Source organism: Cellvibrio sp. QJXJ (genome assembly GCF_024452345.1).
In the GTDB taxonomy this organism is placed as follows: Bacteria; Pseudomonadota; Gammaproteobacteria; order Pseudomonadales; family Cellvibrionaceae; genus Cellvibrio.
This window is the reverse complement of the sequence record NZ_CP101662.1, coordinates 1,651,838-1,676,451: the sequence shown is the minus strand read 5'-3', so window position 1 is coordinate 1,676,451 and position 24,614 is coordinate 1,651,838. Positions and strand designations below refer to the sequence as shown.

The 24,614-nt window shown below is 47.3% G+C and carries 14 protein-coding genes; 4 read left to right on the top strand and 10 right to left on the bottom strand.

Going from position 1 to position 24,614, the window contains the following annotated elements:
• The first annotated feature begins 5 nt into the window (after positions 1-5).
• Both NNX04_RS07070 and NNX04_RS07065 read left to right on the top strand, forming a co-directional pair.
• Complete coding sequence (locus NNX04_RS07070) at positions 6-1,574, top strand: GDSL-type esterase/lipase family protein (RefSeq protein ID WP_261947936.1); 1,569 nt, start codon at positions 6-8, stop codon at positions 1,572-1,574.
• Positions 1,575-1,658: 84 nt separating this feature from the next.
• On the top strand, positions 1,659-3,689 hold the full coding sequence (locus NNX04_RS07065; protein WP_261947935.1) for a rhamnogalacturonan lyase: 2,031 nt from the start codon (positions 1,659-1,661) through the stop codon (positions 3,687-3,689).
• A 128-nt stretch (positions 3,690-3,817) separates the two neighbouring features.
• Here NNX04_RS07065 and NNX04_RS07060 read toward each other — a convergent pair whose 3' ends face one another.
• Both NNX04_RS07060 and ccoG read right to left on the bottom strand, forming a co-directional pair.
• Positions 3,818-5,242 (bottom strand): aminotransferase-like domain-containing protein, encoded by a 1,425-nt coding sequence (locus NNX04_RS07060; RefSeq protein ID WP_261947934.1) that lies wholly within the window; start codon positions 5,240-5,242, stop codon positions 3,818-3,820.
• Between the two features lie 50 nt (positions 5,243-5,292).
• Complete coding sequence (gene ccoG, locus NNX04_RS07055) at positions 5,293-6,723, bottom strand: cytochrome c oxidase accessory protein CcoG (RefSeq protein ID WP_261947933.1); 1,431 nt, start codon at positions 6,721-6,723, stop codon at positions 5,293-5,295.
• 245 nt (positions 6,724-6,968) lie between these two features.
• On the opposite strand from ccoG, the gene NNX04_RS07050 reads away from it, so the two are divergent.
• Positions 6,969-8,663, top strand: a complete 1,695-nt coding sequence (locus NNX04_RS07050; protein WP_261947932.1) for a nitrite/sulfite reductase — start codon at positions 6,969-6,971, stop codon at positions 8,661-8,663.
• Positions 8,660-9,178, top strand: a complete 519-nt coding sequence (locus tag NNX04_RS07045; RefSeq protein WP_261947931.1) for a DUF934 domain-containing protein — start codon at positions 8,660-8,662, stop codon at positions 9,176-9,178. The genes NNX04_RS07050 and NNX04_RS07045 overlap by 4 nt, the downstream gene beginning before the upstream one ends.
• A 77-nt stretch (positions 9,179-9,255) precedes the next feature.
• Here the strand turns inward: NNX04_RS07045 and NNX04_RS07040 are convergent, their stop codons facing one another.
• The 8 genes from NNX04_RS07040 to NNX04_RS07005 form a co-directional block, all read right to left on the bottom strand.
• The gene (locus tag NNX04_RS07040; protein WP_261947930.1) at positions 9,256-10,584 is read right to left on the bottom strand and encodes a glycoside hydrolase family 88/105 protein; all 1,329 of its coding nucleotides are present in this window, start codon (positions 10,582-10,584) and stop codon (positions 9,256-9,258) included.
• 88 nt (positions 10,585-10,672) lie between these two features.
• The gene (locus NNX04_RS07035) at positions 10,673-13,483 is read right to left on the bottom strand and encodes a rhamnogalacturonan lyase (protein WP_261947929.1); all 2,811 of its coding nucleotides are present in this window, start codon (positions 13,481-13,483) and stop codon (positions 10,673-10,675) included.
• A gap of 66 nt (positions 13,484-13,549) precedes the next feature.
• A complete protein-coding gene (locus NNX04_RS07030) occupies positions 13,550-14,080 on the bottom strand; it encodes a hypothetical protein (protein ID WP_261947928.1) in 531 nt (176 codons plus the stop codon).
• 56 nt (positions 14,081-14,136) lie between these two features.
• Positions 14,137-17,106: a TonB-dependent receptor gene (locus NNX04_RS07025; protein ID WP_261947927.1), complete on the bottom strand. Its 2,970-nt coding sequence runs from the start codon at positions 17,104-17,106 to the stop codon at positions 14,137-14,139.
• A 407-nt stretch (positions 17,107-17,513) separates the two neighbouring features.
• The gene (locus NNX04_RS07020; protein WP_261947926.1) at positions 17,514-18,875 is read right to left on the bottom strand and encodes an oligogalacturonate lyase family protein; all 1,362 of its coding nucleotides are present in this window, start codon (positions 18,873-18,875) and stop codon (positions 17,514-17,516) included.
• Positions 18,876-19,000: 125 nt separating this feature from the next.
• A complete protein-coding gene (gene rhaT, locus NNX04_RS07015; RefSeq protein ID WP_261947925.1) occupies positions 19,001-20,065 on the bottom strand; it encodes an L-rhamnose/proton symporter RhaT in 1,065 nt (354 codons plus the stop codon).
• 2 nt (positions 20,066-20,067) lie between these two features.
• Positions 20,068-21,519 (bottom strand): glycoside hydrolase family 28 protein, encoded by a 1,452-nt coding sequence (locus tag NNX04_RS07010; protein WP_261947924.1) that lies wholly within the window; start codon positions 21,517-21,519, stop codon positions 20,068-20,070.
• Positions 21,520-21,692: 173 nt separating this feature from the next.
• Positions 21,693-24,599, bottom strand: coding sequence for a TonB-dependent receptor (locus tag NNX04_RS07005; RefSeq protein WP_261947923.1), 2,907 nt, complete (start codon positions 24,597-24,599; stop codon positions 21,693-21,695).
• Between the last annotated feature and the right edge of the window lie 15 nt (positions 24,600-24,614).

The window sequence follows — 24,614 nt, the reverse complement described above, 5'->3', positions numbered from 1 at the left end:
TAATAATGAAAATAAAAAATCTAACGCGCTGTATTTTACAGCGTGGCTTGTGGTTCTTTTTCTTGTTAATCAGCGCTGGAGCCTGCGCGGATGACAGTGCGCCTAATAAAACGAGTAAAACGAAAATTTTTATCGCCGGTGACTCCACTGCTGCAACCTATAATCAACCCGATCAACAAGGCTGGGGCGCATTGTTGGGTGAGTATGTGGATACCACTAAGGCAGAAGTGATTAATCGCGCGCGCGGCGGCCGTAGCAGTCGTACATTTATCGCGGAAGGTTTGTGGCAAGCCTTAATCGATGACGTTTCTGCCGGCGATGTCGTCATCATCCAGTTTGGCCACAACGATGCCAGCCCGGTAAATGATGCAACCCGTGCACGCGGCACCCTGCCGGGCATAGGCACAGAAGCCATCACCATTAATAACCTGCTCACCCAGCAGCAGGAAACGGTTTATACCTTCGGCCATTACGTTCGCAAGATGGTAAACGATGTGCGCGCTAAAAATGCCACACCGATTTTAATGTCCCTCACCCAGCGCAATGTATGGCAAGCCGGAAAGTTGGAACGCAATGGCAGTTATGGGCGCTGGGCGTATGAATTGGCGCTGGAACTGAATACACATTTTGTGGATTTAAATAATTTGGTGGCCGATAAGCTGGAGGCGCTGGGAACGGAAAAAACTACTGCACTTTATCCAAAAGATCACACTCACTTTAACCCACAAGGTGCGCAGCTTCATGCGGAAACCGCACTCGCTGCATTTAAAGGTTTGCGCCCCTTTTTATCTAATGAACAGTTATTTAATGATCTGCTCAATGAAAAAGGTGCGGCGGTTGCTGCCGACGAAATGACCTGGCTGCGTTTGCCGATTCCTGCTAACCCTAATTTGCGTTCGGTCTTTTTAATTGGCGACTCAACCGTGCGCAATGGTGGCGGTATTGGCGGCAATGGCGAATGGGGCTGGGGCGATTTTTTACAGCCGCATTTAAACCCTAAAAAAATCAATGTCGTAAACCGCGCGGTAGGTGGTTTAAGCAGCCGTACTTTTTATACTGGCGGTTACTGGCAGCGCACCTTAAATATGATGCGCCCCGGCGATGTATTGGTGATGCAATTTGGCCACAACGATAACGCTCCTATCAACGACGACAGTCGTGCACGCGGTACGCTCAAGGGTGTAGCCGACAACTATGAAAAAATCGTAAACCAACTGACTGGCAAGCCGGAAACCGTATACAGCTACGGTGGCTATTTGCGCAAATTCATTGGCGAAGCCCGTGCCCGCGGCATTATTACCGTGGTCTGCTCACCAGTGCCGCGCAAAATATGGGAAGGTAAAAAAATCGCTCGCGCACCAGATTCCTATCCCGATTGGGCACGTCAGGTGGCACTGCAAAGCGGTAGTGCATTTATCGATTTAAACACTGTTATCGCTGCTGAATATGAGCAATTAGGTGCGAAAAAAGTGGATGCATTGTTTGCTGACAAACATACCCATACCAGCAAAGCCGGGGCGGAATTAAATGCAGGGTTTGTCGCCGCAGAATTAAAACCCTTGTTGGGTTTGTGATTATAGATACCCGCGTTCGCGAGTATGACGGCAAGATTATTATTCTGAATATCAATTATAAAAATCAACCAGCGAGGTTTTCCAATGCATTTTTTATCCACTAATACTACTTTCAATAGGCTAAAGCTGGTTTCAGTGCCTATGGTCTTGGCACTGGCTGTAGTTGGCTGCTCAGAGCAAACGGCTGAAACAGTGCAATCTACAGTGATCAGCTCATCTGTTGCTGCTGTAGAGACACAAGTTGGGGCGGCTACAGATTCCCGGCAAGTTGCGCGGCAAATGGAAGCGCTGGATCGCGGTTTGATCGCGGTGCCCGCGGCAGAAGGTATGTTGGTTAGCTGGAGAAAATTGCAGGAGGATGCAGCGGGCTTCGCAGTGGATGTGTATCGCGACGGCAATAAAGTTTCTGCTGTGGCTATCACTGAACGCAGTAATTTTTTGGATACAGAAGGCAAAGCCGGTGCGCGTTACGAATTGCGTGCAGGTGAGCAAGTTATTGCAACTGCGCGTGCTTGGGATCAACCCTACCTAAATATTCCAATCACACCACCGGCAGACGATACAACACCCGATGGCAAAACCTATTCCTACACCGCCAATGATGCCAGTGTTGGGGATGTGGATGGCGATGGCCGCTATGAAATTTTTGTGAAATGGGAGCCCACTAACGCCAAAGATAATTCCCAAGGTGGTTACACCGGCAAGGTATTTATCGATGCTTATACCTTGGAAGGCGAACAACTCTGGCGAATTAATTTAGGCAGTAATATTCGTGCGGGTGCGCATTACACGCAATTTATGGTGTACGACTTTGACGGCGATGGTCGCGCTGAAGTCGCCCTGAAAACCGCAGACGGCACAACCGATGGCGAGGGAACAATCATCGGTGACGCCAAGGCGGACTGGGTGAGTCATGGGGGCGAATTGGAGGTAAATGATCGCACCGGTTCTGTAGTAACACCGGAAGGAAAATATATGGGGCAATTAGTCGGCCGCGTATTAACCGGGCCGGAATATTTTTCTGTGTTTGAGGGCGCAACAGGAAAAGTATTGGATACCGTGCCCTATATTCCCCAGCGTGCACCGGGCAATAACAATCCAACCGCCGAGCAAATGAAAGCTGTATGGGGCGATGGTTACGGCAATCGCTCCGAGCGTTATTTAGCGGGTGTCGCCTATTTGGATGGTGCGCGCCCGAGTGTCATTATGGCGCGTGGTTATTATGCTCGCAGCGTAGTCGCCGCCTACGATTTTCGCGAGGGGAAAATTTCCACGCGTTGGGTTTTTGATTCTGCAGCACATGATGTTCCCGAAGGTTTTAGCGGGCAGGGCAATCATCAATTATCCGTTACTGATATCGACAGCGATGGTAAAGACGAAATTATCTACGGCGCTATGGCTATTGATCACGATGGTTCACCCAAATGGACAACCAGGTTTGGCCACGGCGATGCGCTACATGTGTCAGATTTGAATTTGGAAAATCCCGGTTTGGAGGTGTTTGGTGTGTATGAATCTCCGCGCAGTAATGGCGGCATAGGTTCTGCGCTAATCAATGCCGCAGACGGGAAAGTGTTGTGGAGTAAACCTACTGAAAAAGATAACGGCCGCGGTTTGGCGGCAGATATAGACCCGCGTCACCCAGGTGCAGAAAACTGGGCATTGAATGCACCGGAATTATTTAATGCCAAAGGCGAAGTTGCGGCACCCGCGCGACCAAAACAGGTGAATTTTGCCATCTGGTGGGACGGCGATTTGCTGCGTGAATTATTGGATGGCACAACCATTTATAAATGGGATTGGAAAAATAATACCAGTGTGCCGCTGTTAGTCACCGAAGGTACTAGCTCCAACAACGGCACCAAAGCCAACCCGGCCTTGTCTGCCGATATACTTGGCGATTGGCGTGAGGAATTAATTTTGCGTGCGGAGGACAACAAATCCCTGCGCATTTATTCCACCAACATCCCGACAGACATCGGCCTGACGACACTTATGCAAGACCCGCAATACCGCGTTGCGATTGCCTGGCAAAACACCGCCTACAACCAACCGCCACATCCGCGCTTTTATTTGGGTGAGGATATGAAGTTGCCTGTAAAAACCAGTAAATGAGACTAACGGGAATTTAGGGCATATTGGGACAAAAAAATCCCCATGATTCGAAAATCATGGGGATTTTTTACATTTGGTTATTCAGATAGATAACATAACAACGGTGTTGATAAAAAATATTGTTTACCTCAAAACGACGCCATCAATCGCCCTAAGATTTTCATCGCTTCTTCTATGTGTGGTGTCCAGGTATTGCCATAGTTTAAGCGGATACAGTGGCGGAAGCGGCGGGAGGCGGAGAAGATGGTGCCGGGGGCAATACTGATACCTTGGGCGAGGGCGAGTTTGAAGAGTTGCAGTGAATCTACCTGCGTGGGCAACTCTACCCACAAAAAATATCCACCTTTCGGTTGGGTTACTCGGGTGCCGCTGGGGAAATATTTTTCGATTGCCAGTAACATGTGTTGTTGCTGCGCTTCCAAGGTTTCGCGCAGTTTGCGCAAGTGGCGATCAAAACCGCCGTGCTGTAAATAATCAGCAATCGCCGCTTGTGCAGGCACCGACGGGGAGATGGTGCTCATGAGTTGCAAGCGATAAATTTTTTCGGCGAACTTGCCACCGGCTACCCAACCAACGCGATAACCTGGCGCCAGGCTTTTGGAAAATGAACTGCAATACATAATTAAATGATGCTGATCAAAACTTTTTAAGGCTTTGGCTTGCTGGTGGCCAAAATAGAGTTCAGCGTAAACATCATCCTCAATTGTGGGAATTTGGTGTTGCGCAATTAACTCGCAAAAGGCTTTTTTCTTTTCATCACTCATGCTGGCGCCGAGCGGATTGTGATAACTGCTCATTACCCAAATGGCTTTTATGGGCAGACGGGTGAGGGTGTCGGCTAAAATATCCAGGTCCATGCCTTCACTTGGGTGAACCGGAATTTCTACCGCTTTTAATTTCAAGCGTTCCAGCACTTGCAAACAGGCGTAAAAAGCGGGCGATTCAATTGCCACCATATCGCCAGGGTTAGTGACGGTTTGCAGCGATAAACTCAGCGCTTCCAAGGCGCCGCTGGTAATAATCAATTCATCGGCGGTGTATTTGTTGTTGGCGGTCATGGCACGCAACAAAATTTGGCGACGCAAATTGGCATTGCCGCTGGTCATGTCGGTCACTATGGCTTGCGGCGACATATCGCGCAGCGCTTTGTTCATGGAGCGCGCCAGCCGTGGCAGGGGGAATAAATCCGGGCTGGGAAAGGCGGAACCCAAGGGAATGGTGTGTGGGTCTTTAATGGAATCCAACACAGAAAAAACCAATTCACTGACATCCACCTCGGTAGCCGCAATTTCATGCCGCGCTTGCGCGTTGTCATTTAATTGCGGTTCGGCGAGCAGGCTGCCCGCATTGTTGCGCACCACATAACCGGAGCGGGCGCGGGCTTCAATAAGCCCGCGCCGCTCTAACAAGTAATAGGCCTGAAAAACGGTGGCGGCACTGATGCTATGGGTGCGGCTGGCGGTACGCACCGACGGAATTTTTTCGCCTGGCTTCAAAGTACCGGTGCGAATCAGTTCGGCGATGTTTTCTGCAAATTGTTCATAGAGTTTCATAAGCGAATGATAAGCCAGCCCCCGGTGTTCCGATAGTGTTGCCCAACTGCCTATTTACTCTGGTAGATAAAACTGGCGGATTGATCAATGGTTTGTTCCGGCTGATTTACATTGCTCATCTGGAAATTAAAATCGATATGGCTACCCGTGTTGTGGATCGGATCATGGTTTTTTAGGGCTACCGCGACCGGTAATTCTACGCGTTCACCGGCGGCCAAAGTCAGCTGATAAGTTTTGGTTAAATACAGCGGTTTATCGCTTGCCAAGGTGAGTTGATAGGTCTGTATTTGTTGGGTTTTGTTGGTTAATTTCAGGCGATAAACATTCACTTTTTCACCGAGTGAATTGGTGCGCAATACATTGCGGTCGCGATACGCACTCAGCGCCATTTGCTCGCGCGCGTTTAAGCTCAGCGCAAGAATTGCCAGAAGTGCGGCAATCGCGACTGCATAGGCAATGAGGCTGGTGCGCCAGCGAATGCCGGGTTTTATCACGCTGCGTTGCGTGGGCGGCAGCTCCAATAGGCGTTCACTGGTATAACTCACCAAACCGCGCGCATAACCCATTTTATCCATCACCGAGTCGCAGGCATCCACACAGGCGGCACAACCGATACAGTCCATTTGTAAACCGTTGCGAATATCAATACCGGTTGGACAAACCTGCACGCACATATGGCAGTCGATGCAATCACCCAAATTTTTTGCGTGATGATCTTCATCTTTTCTGCGCGCTCCACGACTCTCACCACGCTGCGCATCGTAACCGATAATTAATGTGTCTTTATCAAACATCACGCTTTGGAATCGCGCGTAAGGGCACATGTGGGTGCAGACTTTTTCGCGCAGCCAGCCGCCATTGAGGTAGGTCATACCGGCGATAAAAAATACCCAAAATGCATAATTGCCTTCCAGTTGCACAGTGACCAAATCACTCACCAAATCGCGTACCGGCATAAAGTAGCCCATAAAGGCGATGCCGGTGGCAAGCGAAGCGAGTAGCCACAAACAATGTTTGCTGCTGCGACGAAAAAATTTATTCAGTGACCAAGGCGCTGCATCCAGTTTCACCCGTTGATAACTGTCGCCCTCGGTGATTTTTTCCATCCACATAAATGCCCAGGTCCAAGTGCTTTGTGGGCAGGCGTAGCCGCACCAGACTCGCCCGGCTATCACCGTGACCGCGAGCAATAAAAATGCACTGATGCTCATTACAAACGCGAGCAGTAAAAAATCCTCGGGTAAAAATGTGGTGCCAAACACATAGAATTTTCGCTCGGTTAAATCCCACAGCACCGCTTGGTGGCCGTCCCAGTTAATCCAGGCAGTACCAAAAAATAATAGTGCCAGTACACCGGCGATACTGATGCGCAGGCGGCGAAAAACCCCGGTAAAACTGCGCGTATGAATTTTTCCGCCGCGTTCAGCGGGTGTGGGTTTGTGAGAGGAGGGCAGCTGTTGTACAGGAATATGTTCGCTCATGACGTGCTTCTCTTCGTTTGGTCAGTCATTGTGCAGTCAGTATGCGATTCCATCTGTACTGGTAACAGATTCAGTTTCAGCGAAAAACACCGTAGCAGATGCAGCCGTTCAGGCTCGTGTAGTGCGTATCTGATCTTTAGTAATTCTGATTATCTGCAACTGTTTTGCAGTACAGAGCAGGGCTAAGGTAAGCGATCAACCTTGGCTGCCAATGTGGTGCTCTGTTATGTGTGTGGTGCTCTGTTATGTATAGCTACGACGATTATGATTACGCGCTGGTGCGTGAACGGGTGGAGCAATTCAGGGATCAAGTTGCGCGCCGTTTGAGTGATGAGCTGACGGAGGAAGAGTTTTTACCGCTGCGCTTGCAAAATGGTTTGTATCTGCAAAAACACGCCTACATGTTGCGTGTGGCGATTCCTTACGGCGTGTTATCCAGTAATCAGTTGCGCACGCTGGCGCACATTGCACGCACTTACGATAAAGGTTACGGCCATTTCACCACGCGTCAGAATATTCAATTTAATTGGATTCAATTAGAGCAAGCGCCGGATATTCTGGATTGCCTGGCCGCTGCGCAAATGCATGCGATTCAGACCTCGGGCAACTGTGTGCGCAATGTCACCACAGAAGCTTTTGCCGGTGTCGCGGCGGATGAAATTATTGACCCGCGGCCATTGGCCGAATTATTGCGCCAGTGGTCAACCATCAATCCGGAATTTTTATTTTTACCGCGCAAATTTAAAATTGCGATTTCCTCTGCCGAACAAGATCGCGCCGCGATAAAAGTGCATGATATTGGCTTGCATCTGTATCGCGCGACTAACGGTGAAATGCTGCTGCGCGTTTACGTAGGCGGCGGCTTGGGGCGCACGCCGATTATCGGTTTGGCGATTAAAGAGGATTTGCCTTGGCGCCATTTGCTCTCCTACGTGGAGGCCATTTTGCGCGTATACAATCGCCATGGTCGGCGCGATAACAAATACAAAGCGCGCATTAAAATTCTAGTAAAGGCCTTGGGTATTGCCGCGTTTGCAGAGGAAGTGCAGCGCGAGTGGCAAGCGATTAATGCTGGCCCGGCGGAAATTACTGATCAGGAATACCAGCGTATTGCCGCCGCGTTTGTTGCACCGGCCTATGAATTTTTACCCGCACAGAATTTTGATTACAACACCCAGTTGTTTAAGCATGCGGAATTTTCCCGCTGGGTTGCGCGCAGTGTAATCGCGCATAAAGTGACGGGTTATGCGGCGGTTATTATTTCCACCAAGCCGGGCATAAGCGCGCCGCCGGGTGATGTTACCGCTGAACAAATGGAGGTGATTGCTTTACTCGCCGAACAATTTGGTTTTGGTGAAGTGCGTGTCGCCCACGAGCAAAATCTAGTGCTGCCTGATGTGCGCAAAGCGGATTTATTTGCTTTGTGGCAAGCGCTGGATTTGATCGGTATGGCAACACCCAACGCCGGGTTGCTCACCGATATTATCGCTTGCCCCGGCGGCGATTACTGCTCGCTTGCCAACGCCAAATCTATTCCCATCGCCCAGGCGATTCAACAGCGTTTTGAGGATCTGGACTATTTGCACGATGCGGGTGACGTTAGTTTAAATATTTCCGGCTGTATGAATGCCTGTGGCCATCACCACATTGGCAATATCGGCATATTGGGTGTGGATAAAAATGGCAGCGAGTTTTATCAAGTCACACTGGGTGGCGCTCAGGGCAATGACAGTCGTTTAGGTAAGGTGATTGGCCCGGCATTTTCTGCTGCAGAAATGCCAGATGTGATTGAAAAAATCATCACCACTTACAAACATTATCGCGAAGTGGATGAACCGTTCATTGATGTGGTGCAGCGAATTGGTATTGACCCCTTTAAAGAAAATCTGTACCAAAACTCAGCATCACCGCAGCAGCCACCAGTGGAGGTTTTGCCATGAATAATATTATTGCACTTATGCAAGACGGTGCGCACATTGTGGAGCAAGACCCCTGGGTGTTTATTAGTTCTGAAACTGAATTGGTTGAGTTTTCTGCGCACCAAAAACTGATTCTGCCCTTTTCCCTGTGGCAGAAGTATCAGCCGGATGCCGTACTGCGCGGCGAACAGCAAAGCGAACAGGGTTTTTGGCTCGCACCCGATGAAGAGGAAGAGCCCGTAAAGCAATGGTTAGCGGTAGTGCCGCTGATTGCGCTGCAATTTCCGAGCTTTCGCGACGGCCGCGCTTACACCCAAGCTTACGTATTGCGCACCCGCTTGGGTTGGCCCGGGGAATTGCGTGCAGTGGGTGATGTATTGCGCGATCAGTTGAGCCATATGCGTCAATGTGGCTTCACCAGTTTTGCTATTCGCACCGACAAATCTGTTACGGATGCGCTCAAAGGGTTGTCGGGTATAAGTGTGCTCTATGGCCGCTCAGTCATTCAGCCGCTGCCATTATTTCGGCGGCGATGATTTTTAAATCATCATTGCGATACCCGCGTTAGCGGGTATCCATTTTCAGCCTCAAGTGAAAAATAAATGGCTGAATATTATGGCTGTGAATAATCCACCCAGGGATCAAACATCAAATCCTTTACCGCTTGTTTTTCAGCATTGCGGCGTTGATCTTCACGCACCTGCTCAGGAGTTGGGTTGGCGGGTAACGGGCTGGGGGGAATATCGCTGGCGTGATATTCCGGTTTGGGCGGTTTGGGTAATGGCAGCGGTAGTTTAGTAATCGGTTGATTTAAATTGGCAATTTCCAAGCCCGCTAAAATAAAGGCGCCCGAGGCATAAAGCGCGGTTGTTTCGCGTTTGGTGGGCACGGGTTGGTCGCCTGCAGATTGCACCTGACCCAATATACCGCTGGGCAAAATATAATTATTTAAACCCGCCCAGCCTTTCAGCACTTGCGGTAAATACTTATCGCGTTCGAGTAAACCGTGATTAATACCAAAGGCCATTGCATAGGTAAAAAATGCAGTGCCGGAGGTTTCCGGTTCCGGGTAGGCTTCCAGATCCAACAAGCTTGCGCGCCAGAGTCCGTCGGGTTGTTGTAGTTTGGCGATACTAGCCATCATCTCCTGAAATAATTTCACATACTGCGGTCGGCTTGGATAATTCTCCGGCATGGCTTCCAGAATACGGGCGAGTCCTGCCACTACCCAACCTTGTCCGCGCGACCAGAATATTTTTTTGCCGTTGGCGGAGCGGCGCTCGATAAAACGTTCATCGCGTGCAAATAAATTAATGTCTTTATCGTAGAGGCGCTCGTATACGCGCCAGAATTGTTTATCCATGGCATCGATATATTTTGCATCGCCGGTAATTGCCGACATGCGTGTTAATACCGGCGGCGCCATAAATAATGAATCGCACCACCACCAAACTAATTTTTTGGGCGCAGGTTCAAGGCTTAAATAGGGCAGTGTGTAATCCAGACGCTGTTGCAGCGGCATAAGCACGCCGGGCAAGCCGGTGCGTAAGTAAATAGCTTGGTATAAATCGCCAATGGCTTGATCGTCGGCGTTAATTAAATGTACCGGTGCGCCGTGGCCTTGGTGGGCGTAGTTAAAACGCTGTGCAGTTTCCATGTTAAACGCGAGCACATCTGGCACATTGGCAACATCCACTAATTTGGCGGTACCGACAAAAAATGTGGCGGAAATCCAGTTGGTGTTAATGTGCCGCCGTTTTAATTCAGGTTTGGTTTCTATTTCTTTTAGTCTTGCCACCTCCGCTGAAGCAAGTTTTTTAACGGTGGTGATAGTTTGTTCTCGCTCAGGGATTTTATTGCTAATGGTTTCTGCCTGAGGTGACGTAAACATCAAGCTACTGCTAATCGTTAGTGCGATGGCGAGTGTTTGTGTGAGCTTCACAATAAATCCTCGTTATGGTTATAAATGATCGGGCAATAAAAAAATGCCGAGCTGTAAAAAACAGTCGGCATTTTTTTGATGCGGAGTTTTAGTATGTAATGCTGGCTTCCGGTATGGTATTTACCGTGGTGCCATCAGTCATAGTGAGTTTGAACATATACCAATAGGTTGTTCCTGCTACTACGCCGGTATCTACTAGCGTTCCCTCTTGCGGAGCGCTGGCGATAACACGGGTTCTACCACTGGCTTGGTTGCGGGTATTACGGTAGATCTCAACTACGCGAATAGATGGGAAGTCTTGCAGCTTCCAGCTCAAATTAATGCCATTGCTAACCTTACTGCTTACGAGATTAGTTTTTGGTTCGAGTATTGTGTCGACGTAAGCAGGCTCTGTGCGCACCAATTCGTTTGTTGTCGCATTATCAAACTCAACCCAGTAGTAATAATTTTTACCGGCAGTGGCGGTAGCATCTTGCCAGCTCAGGCTGTCAGTTGCTGCGTTACCAATTAATTGACTGCTGGAAAAATCCGCCGGTTGTGTATTGTCTGGCGTTTCTGCGCGATAAATATGAATGCTGCGTAATTCCATATTTTCGCTGCGCCAGGTTAGCTGTACTGGTACCATGTTGTTGATAATATTTAATTCCACTTGCGGAATTAAGCTAACTGACAATTGGGTTTTGGATGTTCCAGCATCGAGTTGACGATGTTTTTTACCACCGCGCAGTTCAGCGGAGTAAATATAATTTACATCCGGCACTACATTGGTATCGATCAGTTCACCTTGATCGCCATGAATATAACCAATGCGAATTTTATTGTCTGGTGCGTCCTCAGTGCTGCGGAAAATATGAGCACCGTTAAATTTTGCTTTGTTGCTATACAGGCGCACAGTCACTTTGTTCGTATCGCCTTGTGCGACTAATTTTGCCCAGCGAGTACCTTTAACACTGGTTGTGGCATAGTCGGGCACTGTTTGCATATCGCTACCCAAATAAAAACTCGGGTGAGGTGGTTGGTTATAACCCACGTTTTGCCAGGCAATTGCAGCGCGGTATTGCGGGTTTTGCATGAGTGTGGGAATGCGATGATTGGTGGGAATAGCGCTGGAGAAAATCATCAGCTCGCTGCTATCCGCCTTGGACCAGATAACTTCTTCGCGCCAATCACCAAAAATATCTGCCGATAATGCCGGTGTGGCTTTGGTGCCGTTGGCAGATACTGCGCTATACAAATCACCATTTAGAATGACATTGGACACAGCGTTTTCGTAATCCCATTTGTACACCTTGTTGCCATCCAAAATCTCGCGCAACAAGTCGCCGTCCCACCAGAGTGCAAAATTCATTTGTGGTGGACGCGTTTCAGAAATTAATTGGCCGTCGGCAGCGACCAAACCACCACGTGACGCCCAGTTCTCATTGCCTACAAAACGCGGGTCTATATCCATGCTGACACCACGGCCCACGTCGGCACCATTACTGGGGCGATTCCAAATAATTTGGCCGGTGGCTGCATCGTGCAATTCCACTCCGTATTCCACACCGTCTTTGGTGTAGCAGGAGGGGCACTCATGCACCATAAAAATTTCCTGGCCGGGGCGAGTAGGGTCTATGTCGGAAACATGCAGTGCATCGCCGTGGCCTAAACCTGTGCTGTAAAGTGCATGGCCATTATCGTCGATGGTGGCGGCACCGTAGATTATTTCATCGCGGCCATCGCTATCCACGTCGGCAACCGACACACTGTGTGCACCCTGACCATAGACAATTTCATCGCCATTGGCGTTATTGGTATCAAACACCCAGCGCTCGCTGAATTTTCCATCGACCCAATCAAATGCAGCAACCACGGCGCGGGTGTAATAACCACGGGCCATAAATAAACTGGGTGTTTCGCCATTTAAATAAGCGACGCCCGCCAGAAAACGATCCACGCGGTTGCCATAGGTATCGCCCCAGCTGCAGACATTGCCGCGCTGCGGAACATAAGCAATAGTGTCCAGCGCTTCGCCAGACAAACCATCAAACATGGTTAAATATTCTGGACCATTTAAAATATAACCGCCGCTGTTGCGATAATCGGCACTTGCATCGCCAATCACTGTACCGCGACCATCGACTGTGCCATCTGCAGTTTTCATCGCAATTTCAGCGCGGCCATCGCCATCAAAGTCGTAGGCGATAAATTGGGTGTAGTGCGCACCGGCGCGAATATTTTTGCCCAAATTAATTCGCCAGAGTTGTTCGCCTTCCAGGGTATAAGCGTCGATAAACACATTACCGGTATAACCGCTTTGGGAGTTGTCCTTGGCGTTGCTGGGGTTCCATTTCACAATCACTTCATAGTCGCCATCACCATCCAAATCGGCAACACTTGCATCGTTCGCGCTGTAATCGTGCATCACACCCAAAATGGAATCACTCTTGGGTTTGTTGAGTGGAATACTTAAATAAGCGTTGCTCCATGCCGTTGCGCTATTCGCTTTTTTATCTTGCAGGTGATGTTCACCTTCAATCATCACATGATATTTATCGCCCGCTTTGCCTTGGGTATCCATAAAAAAAGTGGCGGATGCCAGCGGCTTTTTGGTTAATTTTTTACCATTGCGAAATACATGAAAGCCTTTATTGCCCTGATCTTTTTGCAGCAGACGCCAGCTAATGGCATTGCCGTTTTCGGTGGGAATCACGACTAAACCGCGATCCAGATTCTCCACAGATTTTTTAACTTCACAGGTTTGTGATTCACGGCAATCGGGTTTTTTCTTATCCTGCTGTTGATGCGCTTGGCTCAGCGGGACTGATAAAGCGGTGAGTGCACAAACTGAAAAAACTGCCTTGCGCAACCAAGGCTGCTTTAGGCTATTAAGGGATATGTTGATATAAGAGAGTTTCATTATTGGTTATTCTCCTTAAAGGTTGATAATAAAAAACCCCGAGGATTAGTCGGGGTTTAAGATACTTTAGCCTCCTACATAGACTTGAATTTCCATTTCTCTACATACAGGTCTTGGCTCTGTGCGAATCGGATTTCCCAAGTAGGCTTCGCAGAGTGGGCCAGATCCATTGTAGTCTTGATAGTAATGCATTTGCTCTATTGTTTCAGGAACAAATACTTCATCACAATACCATCCCGCATTTCCTGAATCGTAACCACCTATATTTGAACGCTCGCCAATAAACCAATTATTACCATAAATTGGGAATATTTTATTTATACATACTCTTTCTTTTTTAGTAACCCATAATACCTCTCCATCTGTCCATTCGTTATGAACTTTTCTGCAGTGATTCCAATTCTCCAGATCAATATTATATCCATACATAGCAAATTCATAATTGAGAAAACAATCATTTCTTTGTACTGCATCATTTATGTTGTCACAGTATTGTCTAGGTTCATAAGGAGCTGGTCCGCAGTTTGATTCTGAAGCGATAGCAAAGTTACTTAAAAAAAATGATAACTGGAAAATTAAGATTATATATTTTGACATGGTTTAATATCCTTGATTGTTTTTGAAAAATATTCTCAATGTTTGGCGCTGAATGCCTACATTTTATAGGTAATACCTATCGCATATTCTCTTCCGGAGTAGTCGTATTGCGACATACGGCCTGTGCCGGAATTGATGTGCACCACTTCACTCGTCAGGTTGCGACCGTCAATATAGAACTTCAAATTTTCGGTAATGTTGTAATTGAATTTTGCATCCAAATAACCAGCATCATCCACTAACAAGGGGTTGCCTGAACGATCAGAAGCTTTTACCAGATATTCACTACGGAAGTTATAAGCTACACGCATGCCCCAAGCCTCTGTTTCGTAGAAAGCAGAGATGTTATAGCTATCTTCAGATTGAGATGGGAAGGGTAACTCTTCTCCTGTAAGGGCGTTAAACAAACCAACATCTTCTGCTTCCATATAAGTGTAGTTAACTGAACCACCAAAACCGTCGAATGGGGCAGGCAACATGGTAAACATAGTGCTGGCTTGCAGTTCTAAACCAGTTGTTTTAGCTCCACTACTATTATATTTCTGGCGTACATCCCACAAGCGGCCATCATTGAAAAAGTCCACATCACGGGTGGTGTCTGGATCAACGATCCAACTATCCATTTCTTTGTTGAATAAAACCGCAGAAACAATAGAGTCCTCATTGGGATACCAAGTTAATGCCAAATCCATTTGATTAGCAACGTAAGGTTTTAGTGCAGGATTTCCTGCAGTACAGGTATCTGGCAGGTCATCTATTTCTGCTTGCGTGTAATCATTAATAATACAGGTAGCATTGACGTTAATATCTGCAATGCGTGGATGCGCCATTACTTTTGCTAGGCCAAAATACAATTCCAGCTCGTTTGGAATTAAACCTAAAGTCAGGTTCAAACTTGGCAGTGTTTCGGTATAGTCTTCTTTAATAGTTTTGCGACCATTAAATGTATCTGGATGATCCAGATCTTCTACTGGCGCTGCAAACGCACCGGTAACGGGGTTAACTACCGGATTTCCATTTGCATCTAATTGATCCACCATCACGCGGATAGTGACATCACCATTGGCTGCAGTTTTAGTGTCCACGACACGTACACCAAAGTTACCTGTCAAGGGTAAGCTACCGATGGCCATTTCAAAGTTTGCTTGACCGTAGAGTGCATTGGTTGCAACCTCTACATCAAAATTACCGCGATTCACATTAAGGTCGGTGCGCGTAGTATTATCAGCACTAATTGCTCTTAGTTCTTCCAGAATTGCCTTAGAATCTATAGCTTGCCAAGAGCTAGGTGCGTAAGTCGAGAGGCTGAAATTTTTAAAGAAATCGGGCGTGCTTTCTGTGCGACCTTCAATCAACGCAATTTGGTCTGCTACAGTCCACATTTGATCGTTGTAGCTGGCACCGACGTTGCGAATAATGTTATAGGCAAATTTAGCATTCACAAATTCCTGGCTGTTGTATTGGTAACCGGTTTGGAATTTGGTAAAAAAGCCACTATCAGGTGAATAGGCAAAATCCAACTTGGTCATATCTTCCTGAGTTTCATCTTGCTCCGGACGATAATTGTAGGATGCACCGCCAGAGTAACTGGCCGGATCATTCACATTGAATTTATTTGATGTGTCAGTTAAGTCATTGGCGTTTCTAATATAGGCATTGCTTAAATCAATATCGGGTAAGCCTTGGCGGTTTAAGTTAACTTCTAAATCAACAATGCCACCTGCCCACACGGTAGTGCCGCGCGAATCAATATCCTGCTCCGAGGTAGAGCGAGCAATAACACCAGATGCTTGGAATTTGTCTAGGCTATATTCAAAACCGGTTTCCACCATGCTGCTTTCTTGATACCAATCAATATCCAGCACACGATTACTAATGGTGGCATTGGCTGTTTTGAAGCCAACTATATTGTGTCTATCATCCCAAATAACACTTTGCGGGTTGACGCGTGCAGCCGAGTTGGTTTCAAACTGTAAGTTTGTGTCATAAGCAGTCTTGTCTCGTTCGTTGTATGTATAACCCACATAGGCTGAAAGGTTATCGGTAAATGCGTATTGCACCATAGTATTGGCGCTCAGGCGTTTTTCACCGCGCTCCCAAATACCATAGCGTGGCAAACTCGGTGAAAATTCATCCCATTGTGCTAAACAAGTATTTCGGTCAGCAACAACACTAATACCAGCACAACCGGATTTTTCAGTAATGTTTTCGTATTTTGGATTTACTGTAGTTTTTTCTGCCGATTGGTCGTAATCCGCAAAACGCTGCCATTCAGTATTGCGGATGCCGTGCATTACGGTGTCTTTATCAGAAGCGGTTACGTTTACCAACACACCGAGTTTTTCATTAAATTTGTATACACCAATGAAATTGGTTTTTGGCATGGCATCGCCAATAAGATCGTTGTACTGCACTTCGCCATTAGCAGAAAAAAAGTTTTCTTTAAACTCATTCGGCTTGCGGGTGTTCACTTGAATGGTACCGCCAAGACCGCCTTCAGTTAAACGCGCTTCGGAGCCTTTAATAACGTCCAACGATTTAACTAATTCAGAAGCCATATCGCGGAAGTCCACGCCGCGGCTACCGCCCATACCCATAGCGCCAACGCTGTTTAATTCCACGCGCAATAAGTCCGGGTCTACACCACGCACACTTACCGATGAACCTTCACCGTTGTCGCGGCCAATTTGTACACCGGGAATGCGCTGTAACGCTTCAGCGATATTTTTATCCGGGAAGGCGCCAATATCTTCGGCTACCAATGAGTCAGTCATGGTCACTGCCGCTTTTTTGCGGTCCAGTGCGCTGCGTTGACTGAAACGAATACCTGAAACCTCTACCTCTTCAATATCCTTATCCGCTGTGGTTACTGTTGCAGCTTGCTGCGCAAAAGCGCCGGGGCTAAGCACGGCCAAACCGGCACTGGCAACCAACATGGATGCAATACCGCTGGCGAGCAGCTTGCGCGAAAAGGGGATGTTGGTGTTTTCTACTCGTGTTGACTTGATTTGACTGAAGGTGGTCATTTTTCCCTCTCTATTATTGTGTTTAACGATTATTTTGAACGAACCACCGAATACTATTATCATATTAATTCATGGTCAATCATAACCAATCATTTTATCGGTCATTGGTAATCATTTGTGGTCATAGGTAACACTGGCTGTAACCAACGGAAAATTGCGTTCAAAAATGGCGCATTAATCATTAAAAACGGAATGCCTCAAAGCCTGAGGGAGGAGCGAGAGTGCTGACGTTGGAAAAAACAACACAAAAAAGAAGAGGTAATAAAAAGAAAATAAGAAGAGGGAGATGAAAGAGAGAAATAAAAATAAAAAAGCAATAAAAATAAAAGAGTAGTGAAAGAGAAAATAAACATTAACAAGAAAAATACTGGTTTGAACTTTTGCCAAACCAGCAGTACAACAAATACTTAAAGTTCTACGGCGTAGGCGTGGATTGGGCCGTGCATATTGGAGCGGAAGACTAAATATTTTCCATCCGGTGAGAATTGCAAATTGGGTTCTACACGGTAGTCGTGATTGTGCATATCCACTAACTTGGTACTTTTTAATTTGCCCGGGCGAATCAATTGTGCGGCATTGGGTGCACTGACGGCTATGTCTTGAATAATTTCCGGTTCAAACAAATAAATATATTTGCCGTCCTCGGCGCGTGCGACCATTTCGTGGTCGCCACCATCACCCGCTAATAATTTTCCATCGCGCGATATTTGGTAATGCACTGACCACTCGTTGCGTTCAAGGTGATACCAATGGCGCTGTTGGGTTTCCAGATTGTAAGTGGCTAACCAAAAAACTTCGCCGCGCGGGGTTTGCAGATCGTAATACACCGTTTTGCCATCAAACGAAAAAAATTCATGGCCTGCAATTTCCATATTCATGCTGCGCTGGTGAATTTTTTGTTTATTTTTGCCATTGATATCAATCGTCCAGATCCTATCCACCATATGCCAGGGGCCTTCGTGGCAATACATAATTTTGCGCGGGTCCGCAGGGGAGAACTGCACATGGTTTAGCCAATCGCGTGAACGGGTAACCACTTTGCGTTTACCGGTTTTTATGTCGATGGTAAAAATTTCCATGGGAATATTTTTAGCCAGGCGCTCAGCCATGCGCAGTTCTTTAGCTTCAGCGAAGTTCAGTGGTTTGCCGTCTTCCCCCAGGGCGTTATAGCCACCGTCGGTATTGGCGACTTTAGGGCCGGGTTGCAATTCTACAAATTCAGTGGCGTAGGCGCCTGCCATTAAGGTGTCATCGGCATTGATAGAGGTGATAAAACCTTGGGGAAAAATACCAATAAACGTTTGTTTGCCGCTGGGTATATCAATTGCGTAGTATTCGACATTATCAAATAGATTGGCGTTGTCTTTACCTTTGAATTCACCGGTATATTTGCGCGCATAACAAATAGGTTTGGTGTAGGAAACCATAATCACTTCATACTGGCCTTCGGCTAACAGTGAATGGCTATGGGTTGAAAAATCATACAGGCTTATACCCTTAGGGGTATTCATGACCATGTAATGGCTGTCGTGAGTAAACGCGTTGTCGTGAAAGTAAAGGGATTTTGAATTATCAATTTGCGACAGGCGGATAATTTTTTTCTTGCTTACCGGATCAATCCATTCGGTGGGAATAACCCCTTGGGTGTTAGATGCAATAGGTGCAGTAGTAGATTGTGAGGAGGGTAAATCTGCAGCCATTGAATTTTTATTCAGCATCAACAGCGCGCTGCCAATGGCAGAGGAAATTAATAAATCTCTTCGTTTCATAGGTTTGATCCTAACCATTTTTATGGATACCCGCGTTCGCGGGTATGACGAAACTCACAAATGTTAAAGCTGGCAAATGTTAAACCTGGCAAATGACGAACCTGTAGAAGGTAAGTGCTCGCCGATTACACCAAAGAATTGCCGTAGCCGATCACAATGGTGGAACCCACTAAACAACTGAGGCCAAGGAATACATAATTCAGGGTTTTACGACTGGAACCTTTCCATTCTTTTAGTGCAAACCCCCAAAGTGACGAAAAGATAATGATAGAGGCCATATGCAGCGTCCAGGAGGAAAAACCATACTCGCCCATTTGGCTTTCACCCATGACATAAAAGAAAAATTGGAAATACCAGAGCACACCTGCCAATGCGCACCAGAGTAAATTAATACCGCTGGTAGCGGGGCGCTCATTCGCTGAACGCATTTTGGGTTGGAGGATTTCCGCAGCGGTTTTATTCTTTGCAATTAAATAACCGCACCACAAAAAGTTAGTGGTGGCACCGCCAATCAATACAATACAAATAACCGGTAAACCTTTGAAGAGCGGATTGGTTCCTGCGGCGGCTGATAATGCTGCGAGCGGTTCACCAGCGGAAATGCCGAAGGCAAAACAAGAGGACATGAGCCCGCAAAATAACGCGACTAATAAACCTTTTTTTAAATCGAATTCAGTGATATTTTTCTGCCGCTCTTCGGGTGGGCTTTCTTTTTCTTTGCAGATTCCACCTACACCCACAATCGCAATGCCTAGCAAACACATTGCCAATCCGACCAACACAATTTTTCCGTGGGTGGTGGGTAACACCTCCGTAAAAAATATGCCTTTGAGCATAGGTGGAATAATGGTGCCAAAAAATGCACAAAGCCCGAGTGCAACTGCCATACCTAGCGACAAGCCCAGGTAGCGCATAGTCAAACCAAAAGTTAAGCCACCCAGCCCCCACAGCAGACCGTACACAATACATTGAATCAGTGTATTGCTATCGGCAGCGGCAATCACGCCAAATAAATCCTCAGTGCGGAAATAAGCAAAAATCCAGGGAGCGAAAATCCACGAAAAAAATCCGCCCATTAACCAATAGATTTCCCAAGACCAACCGCGCACTTTGCGAAAGGGAACATAAAAGCTGGCAGACGCTAATCCGCCCAGCCAATGAAATAAAACCCCGAGTAGTGGATTCGACATAATTATTGCGCCGCTGTTCTTACGTAAGTGATTTCGCCTTTGGTGTTGGTGACATCATCAAAAATAACGGCATCGGGGTCAGTCGTTTCAATTGTTACATTATCAAAACTAAATCCGCGCCCATGAGTGATTGCACCGGAAGCAGCGGCGGTAATGTGCATATTGCTGAAGTGAACATTTTGCAGCGGCGCTTCTGCATAACCCTGCATCAAAAATGCGGCGTTGGCATCGGCTTTTATGTTGCTGATATGAATGTCACGCAGTTTCGGCATGCCCTTTTCTTTGGGTACCGGGGTCGCAAGAATTTTCCAATGTTCCGGTACGTTTTTAATGCCGGGTGGAATGACCGGGTAGGAATAAACGGGCAACCAATTTAAATCCACGCGCACCGCGGCTTCGGCATTTTGTACTTTCATATCGCGGATGCGAATGTCAGACACAGTGCCACCGCGTACATGGGCAGATTTAAAAAATATGCCGCTGTACACCGGGCCTTGTACATCCAGATTGTAAACATCGATATTGCGAATACTGCCAGAGGTCTCGCTGCCAAAAGTAACACCAGCCTCGGCGTGGCGAATAATGGAATCGCGGATTACGACGTGTTCGGTGGGGCGGTTCACGCGCAAGCCGTCGGCATCGCGCCCGGCTTTTAAACAGAGTGCATCGTCGTTGACATCAATATCGGCTTTTTCTACCAACACATGATGGGATGAATCTATATCGATACCGTCGGTGGAAGGGCCTTTGCCGTCAGAGTTGTTGCGAATAACTACGTTGGATACTTTGACATCGTTGGAATAGACAATTTGTAGCGTCCAAAAACCGGCGCGCTTCATATGCAAGCCGCCACCCAATTCAATGCGTTTTGAATTATAGACTTGAATTAAACGCGGGCGCTCAGCGTCGTAATCGGCCGCCCAGCGCAAGCCCTTACCTTCATACACATTACGTTTATCCCAAAAGGTTTGCCAAAACACCATGCCATTACCGTCGATGGTGCCTTTACCATAAATGTGTACATCAGCTTGTTCGTATACATTCAATAGCGCAGAAGGCCATACAATTTCGATCCCGGCGATGCGGGTTTTTTGACGCGGATAGGATTCAATATTCTGTTTGCCGGTAAGCGTTACGCCTTTATCCAAGCGCAGCGCCATGTTGGATTTTAAGAATAGCGACCCGGTAAGGTAAGTACCTGGTTGTAATACCAGCGTCGCCTTTTTTGCGGCGGTTGCATCAATCGCTTTTTGTAATGCGATGGTATCGTCGGTTGTTCCATCACCTTTTGCGCCGAAGTCGCTGGCGTTAATTTCAAGGGCATTAATATTTTTTGGTACGGCGACTGTTAATTCGGTGCGCTCTAACACTGTGGGATTGGGTTCGGCCTGCGCGGGAAGTGTTATGAAGCTTGCGAGTAAAACGATATAAGCGGGAAGGGTTAAACATTTCATTGCACCATCTCCATTTATTTTTATGGATACCACGCATTTGCGGGTATGACGAAAGTGTATTTTCAGAGTTCCGTGGGAAATAAAAATCAAGCAATAAAAATAGGGAATAGAAATTAGAGAATAAAAAAGGCTGCCGGAAAATTCCGGCAGCCAACAGGCCTTGCTATGGTTTGTTAAAACTTGGCACTAACACCAACAGTGAGGGTGCGGCCAATAACGGTTTCAAACAGTGTGTCCTGACGGTTACTGTCGATATACAAGGTGTTGCGTTCGTCGGTGAGGTTTTGTGCTTCCACAATCAGCTTCACATTGTCGGTCAGGTTGTACGACGCTGATGCATCCACGAAGAAGGTGGATTTGTTGCCCAATACGTCACTGTCGTTGCCGCCAGAGGGAATTGCGCGCAAATAACCTGAGCGATAGCTACCGGTAGTACGGAAACTGAAGGCGTCATTTTCGTAGTAAATAGTGGTACTGGCCGCATCTTTTGACAAACCAATCAAGTCATTGGTCGTGGTCAGCGTGGGTACACCGTTGGCGCTTTGCAACACGTAATCAATATCTGAAGTTACGTGGGTATAGTTTGCCAATAAACCAAAGTCTTGCCAGAAACCTGGCAGGAACGTAAATGGCAATTGCAGATTTAATTCGTAACCTTTGAGTGGGCCACCTTCGGTATTGGTGGAGCGGTTAACCGTAAACAAATCGGTTGCCGTTGCCGCTGAACCTTCTAAGAGTGTGGTAGGTAGACCCAGTTCGGTGTAGGGCACCAAGCTGGAAATAGATTGAATGTAGGTATCTATATCTTTTTCAAAATAAGCGACGGAGGCTAATGCACCTTCATCAAAATACCACTCCAATCCCGCGTCATAGGTTTTGGCGCGAATCGGTTCCAGGAAGGGGTTGCCCACTGATGCTGTGCGTGTGGTTGGGTTCATCGAACCGCTTGGAATTAACAAACCCAATTCCGGACGCGACATTACTTCTGCAAATGAGAAGCGTGCGAGTAATGACGGATTAATTTCCACCACGATGTTGGTGGATGGCAACAAGTCATCGTATTTACGGTCTACAGTGACCGGATTGGCAACGGTGGGGTAAGCCGAGCCTGCAGGTGCTGCAGTGGGAACAAAGCCCAAGCTCTCTTGATCGGTTTCTACGTAGCGCACACCCAAATCACCGCGTATCGGCATGGCAAGTGTGTCGAAGTTGAACTCGGTCATCACAAAGGCGCTATTAATTTTTTCATTCACTTCTGGTGATTGCGCACCGCACTCAGCGCCACACCACACAAAATCGTCAAAGCCTACTGCTTCTTTCCATTTCTCGTGATCGACACCCACGTAATCACCCAGTGTGCCTGAACCTAACACGTCATTTACACCATTAACACTCAATGTGAAGTCCGACACACTCACACCGGCAGGCAAATTGCGGGTTGCAGTGAATGCGGGTGCAACGATTCGGCTGCGGGTTTTGTAGTCACTCTCGCGGCTTTGTGCACCAAACTTGAGTTTGTAGGTTTCGTTTATTTGCCAAGTGAAATTTGCTTCAGCGGTGGTGTTTTCTGTGGTGCGGGTCAGGTTGCGAGTGTTCCAGTTACCCAGTACTGTGCCGTCTGCCAAACCAGCGCCGTATTGGAAAATGGATGGGTCGTTTACATCCACACCGTATTGCAGCAATGGAATATTGCCGCCGTTGCGGAAATCCATCACGTAGTTGTCGGTGTCGATTGCATCCAGGTTAACTGTCAAACGCTCTGGGTTATCAAACTCGGACATAGAATTGCCGAGCAAAATATTCATTTCAAAGTCATCGCTAAAATTGTGTGTCACATTCAAATTAGTTTGACGGAAGGTAGAGGTAAAGCGATCCACCAAACTCTCTGAGCGCAAATCTACACCATCAAATAAACCGTAAACCAATGAACCTTTATCATCGATTTCCAATTCTTTGACTGACACCATTGGTTGGCCATTGTTGTTGGCGTTACGTGCAAAGGAGAGTGCATCAATATAGTTGTCGCGACGCACTACGTCGTATTTTGAGTGCAAGTTATCCAGAGAAATATTGGTGTTTTCGTTCGGTTCCCATTCAAGGGTAATAGAGCCACCGGTGCGTTCGGCATCCTGTTCGGAATTCAAATAGCGCGGAATACGTGGCATAAATACACCGCCGCCAAAACTGCCGGAAACGCCGGTGGTAGTGCGCATTAATTCATAAGCTTCGATGCTGCCAGTACGCGGGTTGCCAGTGCTGCAGTTAAGTGCATCGGCACCTTTAGCGGCGTTAGTCGCGGGAACTTGTGTACCGGTGTAACCCACAGGTGAACAGAAACCACCGTTCACATAGCTAGGTAAAATATTTACGGCGGAGTAACCCACTTCACGAATATTACGTTCGGAGTGAGCGAAGGAAACCAATACGCCAAAAGTGTCATCAGCGAATTTTTTGGCAATCAAACCTGACATGCGTGGGTCAGTCGATTCACTCACTTCATTGTAAACACCGCGCAGTGTACCGGTCATGGTGAGTTCATCGCTAAACGACAGCGGTTTTGGCGCTTTTAAATCAACCGTTGCACCCAATGAACCTTCTTCAATATCGGCACTCGGGGTTTTGCGCACGGTCAATTCAGAGAAAATTTCTGATGGAAATACGTTGAAGTCGAAGCTACGGCCCGCGTTACCTGCGCCATAAATGTCGGAAGAACCTGTCTGCGAGGTGCCTTCCATGCCGTTGATGCGTACACGGGTAAATTCTGCACCCAGGCCACGCACTGAAATGTTTTTACCTTCACCGCCGTCGCCACGAGACAAAGCAACACCGGGAATACGCTGCATGGATTCAGCGAGGTTAGAGTCGGGGAACTTACCAATATCTTCAGAAACAATACTGTCTACAGCGGCAGCGCTTTCGCGTTTTTGCATCAGCGCGGTATTCAATGAGGCTCTAAAACCTGTAACAGTCACTTCTTCGAGTTGGTCGTCGCCATTGCCTTGTGCTTGTACTGCCGTGGCAAGGCTCAGGGTGATAACGGCTGCTGCCAATGGGTTGATTGCAAAGCTGGTGTGTTTCATTTGGTTCTCCATTCT